This window comes from Kitasatospora sp. NPDC059327, from assembly GCF_042752535.1.
Lineage (GTDB): Bacteria > Actinomycetota > Actinomycetes > Streptomycetales > Streptomycetaceae > Kitasatospora.
Window position 1 is genome coordinate 75556 of the sequence record NZ_JBHYYB010000018.1, and the last position, 18097, is coordinate 93652.

General features: G+C 75.2%; 14 protein-coding genes and 1 riboswitch. Of the genes, 10 read left to right on the plus strand and 4 right to left on the minus strand.

Features of this window, described 5'->3' with window-relative positions; genetic code table 11:
* Positions 1–61 precede the first annotated feature (61 nt).
* A complete protein-coding gene (locus ACFXHB_RS13985) occupies positions 62–754 on the plus strand; it encodes a phosphatidylserine decarboxylase (protein WP_380574319.1) in 693 nt (230 codons plus the stop codon).
* Entirely contained in the window at positions 741–1619 is an 879-nt protein-coding gene (locus ACFXHB_RS13990) for a CDP-alcohol phosphatidyltransferase family protein (protein WP_380574321.1), read from the plus strand. The genes ACFXHB_RS13985 and ACFXHB_RS13990 overlap by 14 nt, the downstream gene beginning before the upstream one ends.
* Before the next feature lie 123 nt (positions 1620–1742).
* Here ACFXHB_RS13990 and ACFXHB_RS13995 read toward each other — a convergent pair whose 3' ends face one another.
* The 3 genes from ACFXHB_RS13995 to ACFXHB_RS14005 form a co-directional block, all read right to left on the minus strand.
* Positions 1743–3068 (minus strand): hypothetical protein, encoded by a 1326-nt coding sequence (locus ACFXHB_RS13995; protein ID WP_380574322.1) that lies wholly within the window; start codon positions 3066–3068, stop codon positions 1743–1745.
* A gap of 557 nt (positions 3069–3625) precedes the next feature.
* Positions 3626–4741 carry an alpha/beta hydrolase family protein gene (locus ACFXHB_RS14000; RefSeq protein WP_380574323.1) on the minus strand — a complete coding sequence of 372 codons (1116 nt, stop codon included), beginning with the start codon at positions 4739–4741 and terminating at the stop codon, positions 3626–3628.
* A 289-nt stretch (positions 4742–5030) separates the two neighbouring features.
* Entirely contained in the window at positions 5031–5747 is a 717-nt protein-coding gene (locus tag ACFXHB_RS14005) for an XRE family transcriptional regulator (protein WP_380574325.1), read from the minus strand.
* Between the two features lie 240 nt (positions 5748–5987).
* A riboswitch (cobalamin riboswitch) is annotated at positions 5988–6150 on the plus strand.
* Between the two features lie 95 nt (positions 6151–6245).
* Between ACFXHB_RS14005 and ACFXHB_RS14010 the strand changes: the two genes are divergently transcribed.
* From ACFXHB_RS14010 to dacB, 8 genes are all read left to right on the plus strand, one after another.
* Positions 6246–7217 carry a cobalamin biosynthesis protein gene (locus ACFXHB_RS14010; RefSeq protein ID WP_380574326.1) on the plus strand — a complete coding sequence of 324 codons (972 nt, stop codon included), beginning with the start codon at positions 6246–6248 and terminating at the stop codon, positions 7215–7217.
* Positions 7214–8755, plus strand: coding sequence for a cobyric acid synthase (locus tag ACFXHB_RS14015; protein ID WP_380574327.1), 1542 nt, complete (start codon positions 7214–7216; stop codon positions 8753–8755). The genes ACFXHB_RS14010 and ACFXHB_RS14015 overlap by 4 nt, the downstream gene beginning before the upstream one ends.
* Positions 8748–10871, plus strand: coding sequence for a putative cobaltochelatase (locus ACFXHB_RS14020; RefSeq protein WP_380574328.1), 2124 nt, complete (start codon positions 8748–8750; stop codon positions 10869–10871). Before ACFXHB_RS14015 ends, ACFXHB_RS14020 begins: the two co-directional genes overlap by 8 nt.
* Before the next feature lie 5 nt (positions 10872–10876).
* On the plus strand, positions 10877–11482 hold the full coding sequence (gene cobO / locus ACFXHB_RS14025) for a cob(I)yrinic acid a,c-diamide adenosyltransferase (protein ID WP_380574329.1): 606 nt from the start codon (positions 10877–10879) through the stop codon (positions 11480–11482).
* A gap of 53 nt (positions 11483–11535) precedes the next feature.
* On the plus strand, positions 11536–12912 hold the full coding sequence (locus ACFXHB_RS14030; protein WP_380574330.1) for a cobyrinate a,c-diamide synthase: 1377 nt from the start codon (positions 11536–11538) through the stop codon (positions 12910–12912).
* Between the two features lie 221 nt (positions 12913–13133).
* Complete coding sequence (locus ACFXHB_RS14035; protein WP_380574331.1) at positions 13134–14588, plus strand: M6 family metalloprotease domain-containing protein; 1455 nt, start codon at positions 13134–13136, stop codon at positions 14586–14588.
* Between the two features lie 171 nt (positions 14589–14759).
* A complete protein-coding gene (locus ACFXHB_RS14040) occupies positions 14760–15230 on the plus strand; it encodes an OsmC family protein (RefSeq protein ID WP_380574332.1) in 471 nt (156 codons plus the stop codon).
* A 217-nt stretch (positions 15231–15447) separates the two neighbouring features.
* Entirely contained in the window at positions 15448–17046 is a 1599-nt protein-coding gene (dacB, locus tag ACFXHB_RS14045; RefSeq protein ID WP_380574334.1) for a D-alanyl-D-alanine carboxypeptidase/D-alanyl-D-alanine-endopeptidase, read from the plus strand.
* A gap of 144 nt (positions 17047–17190) precedes the next feature.
* Here dacB and ACFXHB_RS14050 read toward each other — a convergent pair whose 3' ends face one another.
* Positions 17191–18078 carry an aminoglycoside phosphotransferase family protein gene (locus ACFXHB_RS14050; RefSeq protein WP_380574389.1) on the minus strand — a complete coding sequence of 296 codons (888 nt, stop codon included), beginning with the start codon at positions 18076–18078 and terminating at the stop codon, positions 17191–17193.
* Between the last annotated feature and the right edge of the window lie 19 nt (positions 18079–18097).

An 18097-nucleotide genomic window follows, 5' to 3' on the forward strand; every position in this document is an offset into this window, starting at 1 on the left:
TACTCGATCCCCGCGGTGGCCCCCGTCCAGCGGCCATGATCCCCCGCGACAAAGGTCTTCGATGCCCATCAGCCCGTCCCCTCACACCTCCGTCACGGACCGCGATGCCCTCGCCGCCACGACGGCCGGTCGGCGACCCCGCGTGACCATCGCGCGCGGAGCCACCCCCTGGTTCGTCCCCACCCTCGCCACGGCCGCCGTGACCACCGCCCTCACCCGGCGCAGCGGTGCATGGGCCCTGGCGGCGGTACCCGCCTGTGCGCTCAGCGCGGGCATGCTGTGGTTCTTCCGCGACCCCGAGCGTGAGATCGGCACGGGCAGAGTGATCTCCCCCGCCGACGGCGTGGTGCAGAGCATCGACGCCTGGCCGGACGGCCGCACCCGGGTGGCGATCTTCATGAGCCCGCTCAACGTGCACGTCAACCGGGCGCCCCTGCCCGGCACCGTGACGTCCGTCGAGCATGTCGCGGGTGGTTTCGTGCCCGCGTTCAACAAGGACAGCGACCAGAACGAGCGGGTCGTCTGGCACTTCGAGACCGAGCTCGGCGACATCGAGATGGTGCAGATCGCGGGGGCCGTGGCCCGCCGGATCGTGCCGTACGTCGACGCCGGTACCAAGGTCGAGCAGGGCGATCGGATCGGTCTGATCCGCTTCGGGTCCCGGGTCGACACCTACCTGCCGGCCGGCGTCGAGGTCGGCGTCGAGGTCGGCCAGAAGACCACAGCCGGGGTGACGCGCCTTGACCGTGACTGATCCTGAGACGATTGTCGGCCTGGACGACGAGGAGACGGCCCTGCGCCGCCGCCGTTGGGCGCGCGACCGCGAGCTGCGCGCCCCGCGCTCTCCCCAGCACCTGTCCACCGCCGACTTCCTGACCCTGGGGAACGCCGTCTGCGGCTTCCTGGCGATCTACTCGATCACCACCGGGGTCCTCGTCCCGCACATCACCAACCCGGACGCCGCGCCGGACAAGCACAGTGCCGCCACCGCGGTGACGCTGCTGCTGATCGGCTCGATGTGCGACCTCTTCGACGGGCTGGTGGCGCGCAAGCTGCGCTCCTCCGCCCTCGGGGCCGAGCTCGACAACCTGGCCGACCTGATCAGCTTCGGCATCGCGCCGGCCTACTTCGTCGCGGTCTGGGGCATGGTCTCGCCGGGCTCCGACAGCCGGCTCTCGGCGCTGATCGCGCTGACGGTGCTGCTCTCGGTGGTGCTGCGACTGGCCCGCTTCTCGGCGGTGAAGATGCGGCCCGGGGTGTTCCAGGGCATGCCCTGCCCGATGGGCGCGATGACGGTGATCGCCATCGTGCTGCTCGACCCGCCGTTCCTGCCCGGTCTGCTGGCCATCGCGGGCACCGCGTACCTGATGATGAGCCGGATCGAGTACCCGAAGCCGCAGGGGCTGCTGGCCACCGCCACGCTCTGCTGGATCGTGCTCTCGATCGGCTGCCTGGCGGCCTGGGCGACCGGCCTGAAGGGCGGCGACTACCTGCTGCACATCGGCGCCTACGGCCAGATCGCGCTCGCCGCGATGGCCCCGCTGCTGGTGATCCGGCGCAAGGTCGGCCAGAAGGTCGGGGACGTCCGGGCGCGCCGCGCGGAGTCCCGGCTCGGCTGATCCCGACGGACGTACGACGAAGGGCCCGGATCCGCTCGACGGATCCGGGCCCTCTCGCTTGCCCTCGCGCGCGGACTTCCGGGGCGCTGTCCTCCGGGACGCGCTCGCACGTGCCCGGGGCGGCTACGCCCCGCCGCGGTGGACGCTGAAGGCCGAGCGGCGAGCCGCGCGGGCCACGCCCGGGTCGGGGTGGACGCTGGAGACGGCGGTCAGCACCGAGGCCGCCCGGGGGTGGCCGGACTGCCGGGCCCGGGCGAACAGCCGGACCGGGTCACCGGCCGAGGCGCCCTCGACGTGGCCCACCAGGAGCTCGGTCTCGCCGTGGTCGAGCACGGCGGCCGCGGTGTCCACCCAGAGCCAGGCGGCGTCCTCCGCGCCCAGCACATCGGCGGGGGCGACGCCCTCGTCCGACTGCTCGGCGAGCCAGAGCAGCGCGTAGGGGCGCAGCACCGGGGCGTCCACGGCGGCCCGCACGGCCTGCTCCGCGGTGGAGCCGGCCACCCGCAGCGCCTCGAAGGCGAGGCCGCGGACCAGCGCGTCGTCGCCCTGGGCGGCGTCCAGCAGTTCGGCCACCGCCCGGTCGGCCGGCCGGGCCGCGACCCAGGCGCGGAACTCGGCGCGGGCCGGGCCCGGCGAGTAGTCGGCGCAGGCGTTGAGCAGTTCGAAGGCGCTCTGCTCGATGTGCCCGGCGGCCGTCTGGGCGACGGTGCAGATCTCCTCCAGCTTGGCCCGCACCGCCCAGTGCCCGAGCGGCGAGAGCTCGGCGGCGTCGTCCTTGCGGACCACCGCGCCGACGGCGGCCAGGCCGTCCAGCATCCAGTCCAGGACGGCGGCCACGTCGGCGGGCGCGGCCGGGGTGTCGATCTGCGGCTCGCGGCAGGTGCCGCGGACGGCCGAGACCGCCGACGCGGCGTGCGGCACCGGCGAGAGCCCCAGCGCGCCGTCGCCGCCGCCGACCCGGCGCTCGTCCAGGCCCCGGCGCAGCAGCTCCAGCAGCTCGCTGTCGGCGACCGGGCCGGCCACCAGGTGCAGGAAGGAGAGCAGCTGGGGTGCCTGGTCGACGGCCTGCCCGGCGAGCACCGCGAAGACGCCGCGCAGGGCGGCGGGCGGCACCGGGGCGAGCAGCGTCCAGGCGTCGAACAGGGCCGACCAGCCGCGGACCACGGCCTCGTCGTCGTGTTCCCAGGCGTGCAGGCGCCAGCCGGGGGCGGCGCCGCCGTCCCGGGCCTCGACCAGGCCGACCAGCAGGGCCTGGCCCCAGGCCTTGGTGGCGGCGCCGACCGTCATGGCGAGGGCGCGGCCGGCGTCGCGGGCGTCCTCGGGGAGCAGCTCGCCGCGCTTGTCGACCTCGGCGAGTTCACCGGCCCAGCGGGCGATGCGGACGGCGTCGATCAACATCCGACGGGCCAGCGGGGCCAGCTCGGCGGGAGCGGGGAAGCCGTCCGGCACCGGGACCCGGCCACGGCCGGGGGCTGGTGCGGGGCCTCGTCGGCGGGGTACGCCGGAGCCGCCCGGCCTGGCGCCGGCGGGGCGGTGGGCAGTTCCGGGGAGACGGGTCACCGTCGCACCGGAGCCGATCGTCGGCGGGAGCTGGGCATCACGGTCGCGCGGATTCCGAGACGTCACGTCGAGCAGTCTTCCCCTTGTACCGGCCTTCTGTCACATCCGATCGGCCCCGACCACCGGGAGGCGGTCGCGGGGGGTCGACAAGATCGGGCAACAGAGGCCAAACCGCCTGGCCGGATCTGTCTGACGCGCACACGCCAGCTCGGGGGCGGTGGGGTGAACGGGGCGGGAGCGGAGGACCCGGCGGGGGTTCCGGAGGACCCACCGGGGGTTCCGGAGGACCCGGCGGGGGTTCCGGAGGACCCACCGGGGGTTCCGGAGGACCCACCGGTGGGTCCGGCCCCGCCCGGGAGCGCTCCCCGCCGCCCGGGGTCACCCGGCCCGGAGCGGCGGGAGCGGGGTGGCGGGAGGCGGAGCGGCGGGCCTCGGAGCAGCGGAGGTCAGAGCAGCGGGGTGAGCCAGCGCCGGAGGTGCTCCTCGTAGCGGTCGGGGTCGGCGTTCCAGAGGCCCGCGTGCTCCCCGCCGGGCACGGCCCGGAGGCCGACCACGTCGGAGCGCCGGTCGGCCAGCCGGGCGGCGGCCCGCCAGGGGGCCAGCGTGTCGTCGGGCCCTTGCAGGAGGAGGGTGGGCACCCGCAGGTCGGTACCGTCCGCGAGGCGGGCGAAGTCGGCCAGATCCACGCCGGCCCGGCCCTCGGCGGCGAGCGCGCCCAGCTCGCCGGCGGCGCCCCGGTAGCCGGCCCGGGCCGCGCCCCGGCGGGCGGAGGCCGACCAGTCGAGCACCGGGGAGTCCAGGATCAGGCCGCTGATCGCGGAGGCCCACGCCGAACGGGCCGCGGTCTGCAGCACCATGGTCGCGCCGAGCGACCAGCCGTACAGGACGACCCGCCCGGCGCCGCTGTCGAGGGCCAGCCGCAGGGCCGCCTCGACGTCCCGCCACTCGGTCTCCCCGAAGTGGCCGAGGCCGTCCGGGGAGGCGGGCGCGCCCTCGTCGCCGCGGTAGGTGACGGCGAGGACGGGCAGGCCGAACCGCTCCAGCACGGGGATCACCGGGAGGGTCTGCTGCCGGTCGGCGCCGGGGCCGTGCACCAGGATCACCCAGGTACCGCGCTTGCCGTCGAGCCACCAGGCGGGCAGCGCGCCCAGCTCGCCCTCCACGGCGGTCTCGGTGAACGGCAGGCCGAGTGCGGAGGTCGGATCGCCGAGGTGGACGCGGGGCGTGAAGCGGACCGAGGTGCCGGGAGCCAGGGTGCCCCGGTCGGCGCGGACCAGTCGCCGGGTGACGCCCCGCTCGTCCGCGTGCAGGATCTCGTCGACCACCGCGTGCCCGCCGTCGGCCCACTCGACGGCCCAGCGGCCGGGGCGGGCGCTCTCGGCGGTGCGGGTGAAGGTGGCCCGACCCGCGCCGAGGGCCAGCACCACCACGGGGCCGGCGGGCCGCTCACGGGCGGCCGCCGGGTTGACCATCCGCTCGGACGCCCGCCGGCCGATCAGCAGGACGGCGGCCCCGGTCCCGACGACGGCGGCCGCCACTACGGCCGCGGTTCCCCAACGCATATCGCTCCCCGCTCTGTTCGTCGCGGACTGGGCACTGTGCCCACCAGTCCACTCGTGGGAACGGCGCCCGGCCACCGGACACGGCCGTCCGGGTCACGCCGGCCCGGGGTTCACGGTGCGGCGGGGTTCACGGTGCGGCGGGGTTCACGGTGCGGCGGGGCTCGCGGCGGGGCAGGGCTCGCGGCGGGGCTCGCGACGCGAATCACGGAAGGAGGGAACGGAAGCGGAGACAGGGAAACGGAGAAGGCAAGCGGAGGACGGAAGGGGGAGCGGGGAGGACCGCGGCCGGTCAGACCGGGATCTCGGTCTCCAGCCGCCCCAGCAGCTCCCAGAACCGCTCGCCCGGCGGCCGGGCCGCCTGCGCCGCCTCGGGGCCCGCCGCCGGGGCCGGGGAGCCCCAGCTGCCGGCGCCCCAGTGGGAGGTGACCTGGTACTCCTTCTGCAGCGCCGTCAGCACGGTGGCGAGGTCGTCCTCGTGTACCGGCACGATCCGGCCGATCGGCCGCACGTGCGCCTGCCAGCGGCTGTCCACGCACTGCCGCAGCCGCCGGTCCAGCTCGTCCGCCCGGCCCGTCACCGCGACCAGCTCGCGCAGCGTCAGGCCGAGCACCTGGGCCAGCGCGTACGTCTGCTCCTGCTCGCCGTCCCACCGCCCGGTCGCCTCGGCCTGCTGGTACTGCCGCAGGGCGATGCCGATCCGGCGGGCCGCGCTCTCCTGGTTGAGCTCCCGGGCGACCCGGAAGTCCCGCAGCCGGGCCGGGCGGACGCCCATCAGCTGGGCCGGCGGGCACCAGAGCGCCCGGGCCAGCGCGATGAACTCCTCCTCGGTGGGGCGCAGCGCGCCGCTCTCCCAGCCGAGCAGGTGGGTGGGCAGCAGCCGGACACCGTGCGCGGCCATGCCCTCGACCACCTGGTCGGGGGTCAGGCCGAGTCCGGCGCGGTGCGCGCGGGCGGCCGCGGGCGAGAAGGGCACCGGAGGCACGGCGGGTGGCTGTCTGCGTCGCATGGGACCCGACGGTAGGGGGTGGTCCGGCCGCCCCCCAGCCGCCGAACACACGAAGCGGGCCTGGAGGGTTCTCCAGGCGACTGGACGATCACACAGGCTGTCATGCCCCTGCGGGGGGTGGTGATCAGAGGTAGCGACGGGGCCGGGAAACCCCCGGGCGCTGTGACCAACCCCTCCGTGACCTTGGTTGACGCACGGTTCGGCCGCGTGATGGGATCCTTCAGCCAAACGGAGGCATGCAGAGGAAGCCGGTGCGAGTCCGGCGCGGTCCCGCCACTGTCACCGGGGAGCACACTCGGAGTCCCTCCTCGCCCGACGCGGCGCCGGAGGGGTCCATCACGGCGAGCCGTCAGCGGCGGCCGGAGGCCCGGGGGTGCGTTCGACCCCGGAAGCCAGGAGACTCTCGCCCCCGGTTCGTCGATCCAGGGCGCGGACCCTGAGTGAGGACACGCACGCGATGCAGGCTGCCCCGACCTTCCGAGCCCTCTGCTGTCCACCGTGCGCCCGCTGACCCGCGCCGCCGCCTTCGCGCTGGGCGCCGTCGCCGGATACCTCGCCGACGCCCGTTTCGCCGATCCGCGGCGCGGCCACCCGGTGGCCGTCTTCGGCGGCGCGGCCGGCCGGCTGGAGCGGCGGATCTGGCGCGACGACCGCGCGGTCGGCACCGCCTTCACCGCGCTCTGCGTGGGCACCGTCGCCGCCGGCGCGGTGGCCGCCGACCGCACCCTGGGCCGCCGGCCGCTCGGGCGGGCCGCGCTGGCCGCCGCCGCGACCTGGACGGTGCTCGGCGGCACCTCGCTCACCCGCGAGGCCCGCACGATCGGGCGCTCGCTCGCCGCGCACGACCTCGCGGCGGCGCGCGAGCGGCTGCCGCACCTGTGCGGACGCGACCCGAGCGCCCTCGACGAGCAGCAGATCGCCCGCGCGGTGGTCGAGTCGGTCGCCGAGAACACCGCCGACGCCGTGGTCAACGCGCTCGTCTGGGGCGCCCTCGCGGGCACGCCCGGGCTGCTGGCGTTCCGCGCGGTCAACACCCTCGACGCGATGGTCGGCCACCGCTCGCCCCGCCACACCCGGTTCGGCTGGGCCTCGGCCCGGCTGGATGACCTGGCGGGCTGGCCGGGCGCCCGGCTGACCGCGCTGCTGGCGGTCGCCGCCGCGCCCGAGCCCCGGACGGCCTGGCGGGTCTGGCGCCGGGACGGCTCCGCCCACCCCAGCCCCAACGCGGGCCAGGCCGAGTCGGCCTTCGCCGGCGCCGTCGGGGTGCGCCTCGGCGGCACCCTGCGGTACGGCACCCGGGTGGAGCACCGGCCGGTCCTGGGCGGCGAGCTGCGGCCGGTGACGGTGGACGATATCGAGCGCGCCTGCCGGCTCTCCCGCCGGGTGGGGCTGCTCGCACTGGGTACGACCGTCGCCGGGCACGCCGTCGTGCGGGCCTTCGGGGCGGGGACGAGAAGGGGGAGCGCGTGAGCAACGCACTGCTGGTCGCCGGGACGACCTCGGACGCCGGGAAGAGCGTGGTCACCGCCGGCATCTGCCGCTGGCTGGCCCGTCAGGGCGTCGCCGTGGCGCCGTTCAAGGCGCAGAACATGTCCTTGAACTCCTTCGTCACCGCCGACGGCGCGGAGATCGGCCGCGCCCAGGCGATGCAGGCCCAGGCCGCCCGGGTGGAGCCCGAGGCGGCGATGAACCCGGTGCTGCTGAAGCCCGGCGCGGACGGCCGCAGCCAGGTGGTGCTGCTCGGCCGGGCGGTCGCCGAGGTCGGCGCGCTGGACTACCGCGAGCGCAAGCCCGTCCTGCTGGAACGGGCCCTGGAGTGCCTGGCCGACCTGCGCCGCCGCTACGACGTGGTGGTCTGCGAGGGCGCCGGGTCACCCGCCGAGATCAATCTGCGCGACCGGGACATCGCCAACATGGGCCTGGCCACCGCCGCCGCGCTGCCCGTCGTGGTGGTCGGCGACATCGACCGCGGCGGCGTGTTCGCGGCGATGTACGGGACGCTGGCGCTGCTGTCCCAGGAGGACCAACGGCATGTCGCGGGCTGGCTCGTCAACAAGTTCCGCGGCGACGCGCGGCTGCTGGCGCCCGGGCTGGAGATGCTCCGCGAGCTGACCGGCCGTCCGGTCCTGGGCACCCTGCCGATGCTGTCCGGGCTCTGGCTGGACGCCGAGGACTCGCTGGACCTGACCACCGTGGTGGACCGCACCGAGGGCCGCGGGCCGCTCGGCACCGACGTGCTGCGGGTGGCCGTGGTGCGCTTCCCCCGGCTCTCCAACTTCACCGACGTGGACGCGCTGGCGCAGGAGCCCGGGGTGCTGGTCCGCTGGGCCACCCGGCCCGAGGAGCTGGCCGACGCCGACCTGGTGATCCTGCCCGGCACCCGGGCCACCGTGGCCGACCTGGCCTGGCTGCGCGAGCGCGGCCTGGAGCCGGCCCTGCGGGCCCGGGCCGCGGCCGGGCTGCCGGTCCTCGGCGTCTGCGGCGGCTACCAGATGCTGACGCGCGCCATCCACGACGAGGTCGAGTCCCGGGCCGGCGCCGTCGACGGCCTGGCCCTGCTGCCCGCCCACGTCCGGTTCGGCGCCGAGAAGGTGCTCGCCCGGCCGGTCGGCCGGGCGTTCGGGCAGCCGGTCGCGGGCTACGAGATCCACCACGGCGTGGTGACCGTCGAGGGCGGCACCGCGTTCGTCACCGACGAGGACGGCCGGAGCCTGGACGGCTGCCGGGTCGGACCGGTCTGGGGGACGACCTGGCACGGCGTGCTGGAGAACGACGACTTCCGCCGCGCGCTGCTGCGCAAGGTGGCCGAGGCGACGGGCCGGGCCTTCGTGCCCGCCCCGGACACGTCGTTCGCCGAGGCGCGCGAGGCCCGGCTGGACCGGCTGGGCGACCTGATCGAGGAGCACGCGGACACCGACGCGCTGTGGAAGCTGATCGAGGGCGGGGTGCCGGCCGCGGGTTCGCTGCCGTTCCTGCCGCCCGGGGCCCCCTTGGAGAATCATGAGTGACGTCCGCTACCCCTTCACCGCGATCGTCGGAATGGCCGACCTGCGGCTCGGGCTGCTGCTCAACGCGGTCTCCCCGGCCGTCGGCGGCGTGCTGGTGCGCGGTGAGAAGGGCACCGCCAAGTCGACCATGGTGCGCGCGCTGGCCGGCCTGCTGCCGTCCATCGCCGCCGTCGACGGCTGCCGCTTCGCCTGCGACCCGGCGGCACCGGACCCGCAGTGCCCGGACGGCGCGCACGACGGCGCCGACGAGTCCCACCGCCCCGCCCGGCTGGTCGAGCTGCCGGTCGGCGTCTCCGAGGACCGGATCGTCGGCTCGCTGGACCTGGAGCGCGCGCTGGCCGAGGGCGTCAAGGCGTACGAGCCGGGTCTGCTGGCCCGGGCCCACCGGGGCGTGCTCTACATCGACGAGGTCAACCTGCTCCAGGACCACGTGGTGGACCTGCTGCTGGACGCGGCCGCGATGGGCCGCTCCTACGTGGAGCGCGAGGGCGTGTCGGTGCGGCACGCCGCGCGCTTCCTGCTGGTCGGCACGATGAACCCGGAGGAGGGCGAGCTGCGCCCGCAGCTGCTCGACCGGTTCGGCCTGACCGTGGAGATCGCCGCCACCCGGGAGCCGACGGAGCGCGCCGAGGTGGTCCGCCGCCGGCTGGCGTACGACGCCGACCCGGCCGGCTTCGCCGGACGGTTCGCCGAGGACGAGCGCGCGCTCGCCGGACGGATCACCGCGGCGCGCGAGCTGCTGCCCTCGGTCGTGCTGACGGACGTGGCGCTGCGTCAGATCACCGCCGTCTGCGCCGCGTTCGAGGTGGACGGGCTGCGCGCGGACATCGTGATGGCCCGCACCGCCGTCGCCCTGGCCGCCTGGGCGGGCCGGACCGAGGTGCTGGAGGAGGACGTCCGCAAGGCCGCCCAGCTGGCCCTGCCGCACCGCCGTCGGCGCAACCCCTTCGACGCGCCGGGCCTGGACGAGGAGCAGCTGGACCGGACGCTGGAGGAGCACGCCGGGCCGGAGGAGCCCGAGGAGAGCGCCGCCGAGGAGAGCGCCGCCGAGGAGCCGAAGCCCGAGGGTGAGGACCCCCGGGACGGCGGGCCCGAGGACGACGGCCCGGGGCCGGACGGCGGCGGCCCGGACGGCGGCCCCGACAACGGCGGCGGCGCACCCGCGCCCTCCGACGCGCCCGACGGCTCCGCGGCCGCCGGGCCCGAGCCGGAGGCACCCGCCGCCGGGGAGCCGGTGCCGCGGCAGAACCGCGGCGGCACCCCGGAGTCCGCGCCGGTGGCGGCCGGCGAGCCGTACCGCACCCGGCTGTTCAAGGTCGAGGGCACCGGCAAGGGCGCCCAGGGCCGCCGCTCCCCCGCCGAGACCGACGGCGGCCACACCATCCGCGCCCGCCGCCCGCAGGGGCGGCTCGCCCGGCTGCACCTGAGCGCCACCCTGCGGGCCGCCGCGCCGCACCAGGTGGCGCGCGGGCGGGACTCGCGGGCGCTGGTGCTGCACAAGGACGACTTCCGCGAGCAGGTCCGCCAGGGCCGGGAATCCAACCTGGTGCTGTTCGTGGTGGACGCCTCCGGCTCGATGGCGGCCCGGCAGCGGATGACCGCCGTCAAGGGCGCCGTGCTCTCCCTGCTGATGGACGCCTACCAGCGTCGCGACAAGATCGGCATGATCACCTTCCGCGGCGCGACCGCCGAGCTGGCCCTGCCGCCGACCTCCTCGGTCGAGGTGGGCGCGGCCCGGCTGGAGTCGCTGCCCACCGGCGGCCGGACCCCGCTGGCGGCCGGGCTGCTGCGCGCGCACGAGGTGCTGCGGGTCGAGCGGATGCGCGACCCGCACCGCCGCCCGCTGCTGGTCGTGGTGACCGACGGCCGGGCGACCGGCTCGCGGGACGCCGTCGCGCGGTCCCAGCGCGCCGCCGAACTGTTCACCGCCCAGGGCGTGGCGAGCGTGGTGCTGGACTGCGAGTCCGGCCCGGTGCGGCTCGGCCTGGCCCGCACGCTGGCCGCCCGACTGGGTGCCACCGCCGTGACCCTGGACGAGCTGCGGGCCGAAGGCGTGGCCTCGCTCGTCCGCGACAACCGTGCCCACCGAGCCACCGCGACGCGAAAGGCGGCCTGAACCACATGCCCAAGGGAATCCCCGAGAGCGTCCCCGACGACGGCCTGACGACCCGTCAGCGTCGCACCCAGCCGATCACCGCGGTCCACACCGGCCCCGGCAAGGGCAAGTCCACCGCCGCCTTCGGCATGGCCCTGCGGGCCTGGAACCAGGGCTGGCCGATCGGGGTGTTCCAGTTCGTCAAGTCCGCGAAGTGGAAGGTCGGCGAGGAGAACGCGCTGCGCGTGCTCGGCGCCTCCGGCGAGGGCGGCACGGTCGACTGGCACAAGATGGGCTCCGGCTGGTCGTGGATCCAGCGCTCCACCGAGATGGAGATGGACAGCGAGGAGGCCGCCAAGGAGGGCTGGGAGCAGGTCAAGCGCGACCTGGCCGCCGAGACCTACCGGTTCTACGTGCTGGACGAGTTCACCTACCCGATGCACTGGGGCTGGGTCGACGTGGCCGAGGTGGTGTCGGTGCTGAAGGACCGCCCGGGCAGCCAGCACGTGGTCATCACCGGCCGGTACGCGACCGAGGCACTGACCGACTGCGCCGACCTGGTCACCGAGATGACCAAGCTGAAGCACCCCATGGACACCGGCCGCAAGGGCCAGCGCGGCATCGAGTGGTGAGTCCACGACCGCAGTAGCGCACCGACCGGTCAGTCCGCGAAAGCAGTGAAGCCTTGAACAGCACCCCCCGTCTCGTCATCGCCGCGCCGTCCTCCGGCTCCGGCAAGACCACCGTCGCCACCGGCCTGATCGCCGCGCTCGCCGCGCGCGGCCTGACGGTCTCGCCGCACAAGGTCGGCCCGGACTACATCGACCCGGGCTACCACGCCCTGGCCGCCGGCCGGCCGGGCCGCAACCTGGACGCCTTCATGTGCGGGCCGGAGCGCGTCGCGCCGCTGTTCCTGCACGGCGCCGCCGGGGCGGACGTCGCGGTGGTCGAGGGGGTGATGGGGCTGTTCGACGGTGCCTCCGGGCGCGGCGAGCTGGCGTCCACCGCGCACGTCGCCAAGCTGCTGCGGGCCCCCGTGGTGCTGGTGGTGGACGCCTCCTCGCAGTCCCGCTCGGTGGCCGCGCTGGTGCACGGCTTCGCCTCCTGGGACCCGGAGGTCCGGCTCGCCGGAGTGATCCTCAACCGGGTCGCCTCCGACCGGCACGAACAGCTGCTGCGCGAGGCGCTGGAGGAGGGCTCGGGCGTACCGGTGCTCGGCGCGGTGCGGCGCTCGGCGGCGGTCGCCACGCCGTCCCGCCACCTCGGCCTGATCCCGGCCGTGGAGCGCTCGGCCGAGGCCCTGCGCGCCGTCGCCGACATGGGCGAGCTGGTCGCCGCCTCGGTGGACCTGGACGCCGTCCTGGCGCTGGCCCGGACGGCTCCGCCACTGGACGCCACCACGTGGGACCCGGCCGCCGAGGTCGAACCGGTGACCGGAGCGCCCCGGATCGCGGTGGCCGGCGGCGCCGCCTTCTCCTTCTCGTACGCCGAGAACGCCGAACTGCTCACCGCGGCCGGGGCCGAGGTGGTGCCGTTCGACCCGCTGCACGCCGACGCGCTGCCCGCGGGCACCGCCGGTCTGGTGATCGGCGGCGGCTTCCCCGAGCTGTACGTCCGGGAACTGAGCGCGAACGCGACGCTGCGCGCCGCGATCGCCGCGTTCGCCGGCTCGGGCGCCCCCGTCGCCGCCGAGTGCGCCGGACTGCTCTACCTCGGGCAGGAGTTGGACGGTCTGCCGATGTGCGGCGTGCTGGACACCTCGGCCCGGATGACCGAGCGGCTGACCCTCGGGTACCGGGAGGCCGTCGCGCTGACCGACTCGCCGCTGGGACCGACCGGCACCCGGGTGCGCGGGCACGAGTTCCACCGCACGGTCTGCGAACCGGCGGCGGGGGAACGGCCCGCCTGGGGCTGGCGACTGCCGACCGGTCCGCGCACCGAGGGTTTCACCGGCGGCACGCTGGGCAACGTTCACGCTTCGTATCTGCACCTGCACTGGGCAGGATCACCGCAGCTCGCCGCCTCGTTCGCGGCGGCCGCGGCCGCGCACCGCGCGGGCTGAGCGAACCGACGGGCCCTCGGGTCTGGTGCTTTCCCCGCCCGGGGCGTCAGAATAGGGACAGATAGCCGAAAATCGCCTATTTCGCAACCGGTGCCGGTCGGACCCGACCGCCGTCGGGTGATCCGACCACCCCTCGGCGAACCGACCGACGGCCGGCGACCGCCCACTCGGCGAGGTCGCCACACCCCCGCGGAGTGAGCTGGCTCAAAGGAGCCGTCACGATGCGTCACACCTTAACCCCGCTGCATCACCGTCCCGTCGACGACCGCCACGCCTGCCCGGTGCCGCTGTCCCCCAAGGCCTTCGCCCAACTCCGCGCCCGCTACCAGGACCTCGTCGAGCACCGGCGGCTCCCGGCGGACCTCACCTTCGAGCAGTACTACCGCGTCTGGCGCTCCCGGCGGCGTGGTGAGAACGTCATCGGCCTCGACGACGGCGCCGTCCGCCCCGGCCCCAGCACCGGGGCCCAGTTGATCACCCGTCCGACCAAGAAGCTGCGGGGGACCATCCGCACCCTGGTCCTGCTGGTCGACTTCCCCGACCACCCGCACAGCCCCGAGCACACCGTCGGCCACTTCGAGCAGATGCTGTTCAGCGCCGACACCTTCACCACCGGGTCGATGCGCGACTACTACCGCCTGATCAGCGGCTTCGACCCGGCCCGGCCGACCGACCGCGGCATCGACGTCCAGGGCGAGGTGCACGGCTGGTTCCGCCTGCCGCACCCGCTGTCGTTCTACGCCGACAACCAGTCGGGCACCGGCAATCCGCCCCGGAACTCGCAGGGCATGGCGGCCGACACCCTGGAGCTCGCGCTCAAACAGGGCATCGACTTCTCCGCCGACTACGACGCCCTCGGCGAAGGCCTCGTCACCGCCCTGTTCATCGTCCACGCGGGCAGCGGCGCCGAGCAGACCGAGCGGCCGGGCGACATCTGGAGCCTCAAGTGGAACCCGCCCGGCGAGAACGGCGTGGAGGTCTCGCCCGGCCTGCGGGTGCAGACCTTCCTGACCGTCCCCGAGGACTGCGCGGTCGGCGTCTGCGCCCACGAGTGGGGCCACCTGGCCGCCCGCTGGGCCGACTTCTACGACACCGGACGCGTCGAGGCGACGACGTCCAACGGCCTCGGCGACTACTGCCTGATGGCGGGCGGCTCCTGGGGCAACGACGGGATCACCCCGGTCTTCCCGAACGGCATGCTCCGGATGTTCCACGGCTGGACCACCCCCCAGGAGGTCGCCGCCACCACCACCGGCATCACCCTGCGGCCCGTCGCCGAGGGCGGCGACCTGCTGTTCGTCCGCAACCCCCAGCGGATGAAGGAGAGCCAGTACCTCATCGTCGAATACCGCCGCCAGCACGGCCAGGACACCTTCCTGCCCTCCCAGGGCGTGGCCGCCTACGTGGTGGACGAGGCCATCGACAACGTCAACGACGAACACCACCTGGCCATCGAGCTCATGCAGGCCGACGGCCGGAACGACCTGGCCAAGATCTTCGGCACCGGCAACCGGGGCGACAAGACCGACCTCTACCCTTCCCTGGGCAACAGCAGCATCGGACAGCACACCCAACCGGCGCTCGACGAGCCGGACGGCACCTGGAGCGGCGTCACCCTCACCGTCGCCGGGACCCCGGGAGCGGAGCAGATGGGGATCGACGTCACCATCGCGTGAACCTCCCGGAGCCGTGGCGGTGACCCGGACTGCCCGGCACCGGACGACCGGGCACCGGACGGCCCGACGGGTCGTCCGGTGCCGAGCCGTCCGGTGGTCGTCCCGCCCGAACGGGCTGCCCGGCCGGTGCGGTTGACTGGGTGCCCGACCCCCGGACGCGGAGAGGCACCCATGGCCAAGCTGCACACCTACACCGCCGAGATCACCTGGACGGGCAACCAGGGCAGCGGTACCAGCGACTACCGCTCGTACGGGCGCGCCCACGAGGTCGCGGCCGAGGGCCGCCCGACCATCCCCGGCTCCGCCGACCCCGCCTTCCGGGGCGACCCGGCCCGGTGGAACCCCGAGCAGCTGCTGCTCGCCTCGATCGCGCAGTGCCATCTGCTCTGGTACCTGCACCTGTGCGCGGTGAACGGCGTCGTCGTCACCGACTACGCCGACCGTCCCGTCGGCACGATGGCGGAGACCGCCGAGGGCGGGCACTTCACCGAGGCGGTGCTGCGTCCGCGGATCGAGGTGGCCTCGGCGGAGATGGTGGAGAAGGCGCTGGCGCTGCACGCCGACGCCCACCGGGCCTGCTTCATCGCCTCCTCGGTGAACTTCCCGGTGCGGCACGAACCGGTGGTGACGGTCGCGTCGTGACCGGTCGCGCCGTGACCGGCCCCGCCGCCGCGCCGGCATCCGGCTCACCGCGCCCCGCGCCCGCGCGCCGGGAGCGGCGTGGGGGCATCCGGGTGACGTGGGGGCATGCGGGTGAAGAGTGCGCCACGACGTTCGACGCCCCACCGCAGGACGGTATGTCTGCCCGGACTGACCATCCGTCATGACGGCCGGCCCCCGGCCGGGAGTAGGTGGGTACATGAGATCGGCCCCTCGACAGTGGCGTACCTGGGCCACCGCCGTCACCACGGCGGTGGCCGCCGTCGTCTCGACCGGCGCGGCGGGCGCGGCACCCGCGCACCACGACGGCCTCAGCCCCGACATCCTCGCGATCATGGGAAAGCCGGCGTACCAGCACGCCCAGTGGGGCCTGCTGGAGATCGACGACACGACCGGCGAGGTGATCCACTCCCAGTACCCGGACCAGTTCTTCATCCCCGGTTCGACGGCCAAGCTGGTCAGCGTCTCCGGCACCTGGCACACCCTCGGCGGTGAGCACCGGTTCACGACGCCCGTGCAGGCCGTCGGCGACCGGTCCGGGTCGGTGCTGGACGGTTCCCTGGTGCTGGTCGCCCAGGGCGACCTCACCATGGGCGGCCGGACCGAACCGGACGGCTCGGTCGACTTCCGCCCGATCGACCACACCTACGCCAACGACCTGCCCGGCGCCACGCTCACGCCGGAGAACCCGCTCGCCGGACTGGACCAGATCGCCCGGCAGGTCCGCGCGTCGGGTCTCACCGAGGTCCACGGCGACGTCGCGATCGACTCGCGGCTCTTCTCGTCCTTCCCCGAGCTGGACCCGACACCGACCCCGCTGATCATCAACGACAACCTCATCGACCTGCTGACCACGCCCACCGCCCCCGGCCAACCGGCCCGGCTCAGCTGGCGGCCGCAGGTCGCGCCCTACCAGGTGGAGTCGACCGTTCGGACGGTGGCCGCCGGCGGCACCACCGACATCGCGGTCGCCGCCTCGCCGGACGGCACCCACATCACCCTGTCGGGCACCATCGCCGCCGACGCGCAGCCCACCCTGCGGGTCTCCACCGTCCAGGACCCGGACGCGTTCGGGCGCACCGCGCTGATCGAGGCGCTCGCCCGGGCCGGTGTCACCGTCACCGCCCCGCCGACCGGGCCGAACCCCGTCGGCGTGGTGCCCGCCTCCTACGACGGGACGCAGCGCGTCGCCGCCTTCGTCTCGCCGGTCTACGCCGAGTACGCGCGGCTGATCCTGAAGGTCAGCCACAACCTCGGGGCCAACCTCGGGATCTGCCTGATGGCCGTCGCGGCCGGCAGCCACCAGTGCGAGGACGGCTTCCCCGTCCTGGAGGACTTCCTGCGCCAGGCCGGGATCGACCCGACCAAGGTGCAACTGCTGGACGGACGCGGCGGCAACCCCGTCGACCGGGTCACGCCCGACGTGGAGAACGAGATCCTGCACTACTGGCAGGGCACCCCGGAGGCCACCCGGTTCCGCGAGGCACTGCCGATCCTCGGCGTGGACGGCTCCTTGGCCGGCGCCTGCGCGGGCTGCCCGACCTGCCCGGGCAAGGGCAAGGTGTGGGCGAAGCCCGGCACCGTCGCCGGCCTGGACGCGGTGAACCAGCGGCTCGCCATCGGCGCCGAGACGCTCGGCGGCTACCTCGACGCGGGCCACGGCCGGCTGCACACCTTCTACCTGGCCGTGAACGGCGCGTCGACCAAGGACATCACGACCTTCTTCGACGTCGTCAACGACCTGAACCGGATCGCCGGCCTGCTCCAGGAGCAGGCCGAGGCGCGGAGCGGCGCCTGACCCGCCCTTCCCCGCCCGCCCCGCGGCGGAGCGACCCGTCACGAAAGCCCCGACCGCCCGGCTCCTGCCGGCGGTCGGGGCTTTCGGCCCGTCCGGCCGGCCCGTCCGGCCCGTGCGGCCCGTGCCGGCGGACGGTCGGGCCGCTCAGGCGCCGCGGAGGTCCGCGAGGGCCTCGGCCACCGCGCGGCGGCCCACGGCCGCCAGCACCGGGTTCGTCACCCGGTAGTGGTGCTCGGCGGTGAGCCCGAAGCACAACGCCCAGCCGCGCCCCCGGCCCCAGGTCGCGTCGTCCACCCGGGCCGCCTCGCGGAACACCTCGCGGGTCCCGGCGGAGAACAGCGTCCAGGCGGCCATCATGTCGCAGGCTGGGTCACCGACCCCCGCCACACCGAAGTCGATCACCGCGCTGAGCCGGCCCTCCCGGGCCAGCAGGTTGCCCGGCAACAGGTCCCCGTGCAGCCAGACCGGCGCACCCTCCCACTGCGGCAGCCGGAGCACACCCTCCCAGGCGGCCGTCGCGGCGTCCGCGTCCACCGCGCCGTCCGCGCCCAGGCCCCGGATCGCCGCCCGGACCTCGTCGTCGCGCTCGCCGACCGGCCCTCCCCGGTAGGACGGCGGCGCGTCGGAGACGTCGACCCCCCGCAGGGCCGTGACGAAGCCGCCCAGCACCGCGGCGGCCTCGCGCTGCTCGACCGGCGGCCGGTCGAAGAGGTTGTCGCCGTCGAGCCAGCGGTACACCGCCCACGGGAACGGGAAGCCCTCGCCGGGGACCCCCTGCGCCAACGGCGCCGGCACGGTCAGCGGCAGGTGCGGGGCGAGGAACGGCAGCCAGCGGTTCTCCTTCGCGATGTCCCCGGCGGCGCCGGGGATGCGCGGCAGCCGCACGGTCAGCCCGGTGCCCAGCCGGTACATGGCGTTGTCCGTCCCGGCGGAGCGGACCTTCACCAGGGGGAGCCCCGCCCACTGCGGGAACTGCGCGGCCACCAGCCGGGCGACGAGCGCCTCGTCGATGTCGACCTCATCGGCATGCATCTTCGCGCCGGACACGGAT

Excerpts from the sequence above, each read along its gene's own strand:
- ACFXHB_RS13985 (WP_380574319.1), top strand. The coding sequence starts at position 62 with ATGCCCATCAGCCCGTCCCCTCACACCTCCGTCACGGACCGCGATGCC.
- ACFXHB_RS14000 (WP_380574323.1), bottom strand. The coding sequence starts at position 4,741 with ATGCGTTGGGGAACCGCGGCCGTAGTGGCGGCCGCCGTCGTCGGGACC.
- ACFXHB_RS14005 (WP_380574325.1), bottom strand. The coding sequence starts at position 5,747 with ATGCGACGCAGACAGCCACCCGCCGTGCCTCCGGTGCCCTTCTCGCCC.
- ACFXHB_RS14020 (WP_380574328.1), top strand. The coding sequence starts at position 8,748 with ATGAGTGACGTCCGCTACCCCTTCACCGCGATCGTCGGAATGGCCGAC.
- cobO (WP_380574329.1), top strand. The coding sequence starts at position 10,877 with ATGCCCAAGGGAATCCCCGAGAGCGTCCCCGACGACGGCCTGACGACC.
- ACFXHB_RS14035 (WP_380574331.1), top strand. The coding sequence starts at position 13,134 with ATGCGTCACACCTTAACCCCGCTGCATCACCGTCCCGTCGACGACCGC.
- ACFXHB_RS14040 (WP_380574332.1), top strand. The coding sequence starts at position 14,760 with ATGGCCAAGCTGCACACCTACACCGCCGAGATCACCTGGACGGGCAAC.
- dacB (WP_380574334.1), top strand. The coding sequence starts at position 15,448 with ATGAGATCGGCCCCTCGACAGTGGCGTACCTGGGCCACCGCCGTCACC.
- ACFXHB_RS14050 (WP_380574389.1), bottom strand. The coding sequence starts at position 18,078 with ATGCATGCCGATGAGGTCGACATCGACGAGGCGCTCGTCGCCCGGCTG.